The 1,829-nt window shown below is 69.9% G+C and carries 3 protein-coding genes; all 3 read left to right on the top strand.

The window, feature by feature from the left end; translation table 11 throughout:
* A partial coding sequence (locus VF697_RS09835; RefSeq protein ID WP_331093591.1) for an Hcp family type VI secretion system effector occupies positions 1–398 on the top strand: 398 nt, incomplete at its 5' end.
* A 2-nt stretch (positions 399–400) separates the two neighbouring features.
* Positions 401–892 carry a type VI secretion system baseplate subunit TssE gene (tssE, locus tag VF697_RS09830; protein WP_331093589.1) on the top strand — a complete coding sequence of 164 codons (492 nt, stop codon included), beginning with the start codon at positions 401–403 and terminating at the stop codon, positions 890–892.
* Positions 882–1,829, top strand: a 948-nt coding sequence (gene tssF, locus VF697_RS09825; protein WP_331093586.1) for a type VI secretion system baseplate subunit TssF, incomplete at its 3' end; no start/stop codon positions are given. The genes tssE and tssF, both read left to right, overlap by 11 nt.

The following is a 1,829-nucleotide window of genomic DNA, read 5'->3' as shown; positions in this document are numbered from 1 at the left end:
TGTCCTCGGGCGAGGTGTCCAACACCAGCCGCCGCCACGGCCGGTGCAACCACCAGGACTTCATGCTGACGAAGTACGTGGACCAGGCCTCGCCGCTGCTCAACCAGTACTGCAGCGGCGGCAACAACATCCAGCAGGCCGTCATCACCATCTACCAGGCCGCCGAGGAGGGGGCGATCAGCGCACCCGTCCCGTTCTTCAAGTACACCCTGGACAACGTCCTCCTCAGCTCGGTGTCGGTGGGCGCCGGCGGTGGGGACCTCCCCATCGAGAGGGTGACGCTCAACTACACGAAGATCTCCTGGGAATACATCGTCCAGAAGCAGGAGTCGCCGGGTACGGCCCTGGCCGGTGCCAAGACGGGGAGCTGGAACCTCGCCACCAACCAGGCGGCGTGACCATGGCGCAGCGGGATGGGGAAGGCGCGGTGGCCCCCGCTCTGCTGTTCGACCGACTGGTGGACTTGGAGCCGTGGCATCCGCGCGAGCCCCGTCCGCTGCGCACGTTGGACCGTGAGCAGCTGGAGGCCTCGGTGAAAGCCGAGGTCTCCCAGCTCCTCAACACGCGCTGCTCCCTGAGTGTGGCGGAGGCCGAGTCCCTCGCGCCCCATGAGCGCACCGTGCTGGATTACGGGGTGCCCGACATGGGGTGGATGAGCCCGGCCTCCGGGGAGGATCAGGCGCGAATCGCCCGGGTTCTGGCCCAGGCCCTGGCGGCCTTCGAGCCGCGGCTGAGAGGGCCGCGGGTCACAGTGGATCGTTTCGATGCCGAGCGGCGGCTGCTGTACGTCGCCGTCTCGGCGTCACTGGTGGTGGGCCGGCTCACCGAGCCGGTCTCTTTCAAGGTCGGGTTGGATCTGCACGGCACGCGAGGAGAAACCCATGGCCGATAGCCAGGACGCACTGCGGCTCGCCTACCAACGCGAGCTGGACTACCTGCGGCGGATGGGGGCCCGCTTCGCCGAGGATCACCCCAAGATTGCCTCGCGGTTGCAGCTCACCGAGGACCGGGCGGCGGATCCGCATGTGGAGCGGCTGCTGGAGTCCTTCGCCTTCCTCACCGCTCGCGTGCAGAAGGGCTTCGAGGACGAGCTGCCGGAAGTGACGACCCAGCTGCTGGGCCTGCTCTACCCCCACTTCGTCGAGCCGGTGCCCTCGCTGGCCATCGCCCGCTTCGAGGTGGACCCCCAGCGGAAGCCGCCCGCCTCGGGCTACGCGGTGCCCCGGCACACCCTGTTGTATGCGGAGACGGAGCAGGGCCACACCTGCCGCTTCCGCACCTGCTACCCGGTCACCCTCTGGCCCGTGGAGCTGACCGAGGCCCGGCTGGAGTCCACCAGCCGCTATGACTTCCTGGAGCGGCGCACGGACGTGGCCGCCGTCCTCCGCCTGCGGCTGGAGGCGCGTGGGGTTTCCTTCTCGGAGCTGGAGCTGGAGCGCCTCCCGCTGTACCTCGGCGGCGAGCGGCGCACCGCCCACACCCTCTACGAGCTGCTCACCTGCAACCTGCGCGGGGTGGTGCTCGTCCCGGATCCGGACGGGCATACCCGGGCCCCCGTTCACCTGCCCGCCGACAGCGTCCACCCCCTGGGCTTCGGCCGGGACGAGGAGGTGCTCCCGGCCCACCCGCAGTCCCACGCCGGCCACCGCCTGCTGCAGGAGTACTTCGCCTTCCCCGACAAGTTCCTCTTCTTCGAGCTCGCGCCCGGCAACGCCCACGTGCGCACCGCGAACCGGGTGCTGGACGTGCTGCTGCTGCTGGACGCGCTGCCCCAGGGCCGGCTGGCCCTCACCCCGGACAGCTTCAGCCTGGGGTGCACGCCCATCGCC

The organism is Archangium sp., assembly GCF_036388035.1.
In the GTDB taxonomy this organism is placed as follows: domain Bacteria; phylum Myxococcota; class Myxococcia; order Myxococcales; family Myxococcaceae; genus Archangium.
This window is presented reverse-complemented; position numbering and strand designations above follow the sequence as displayed.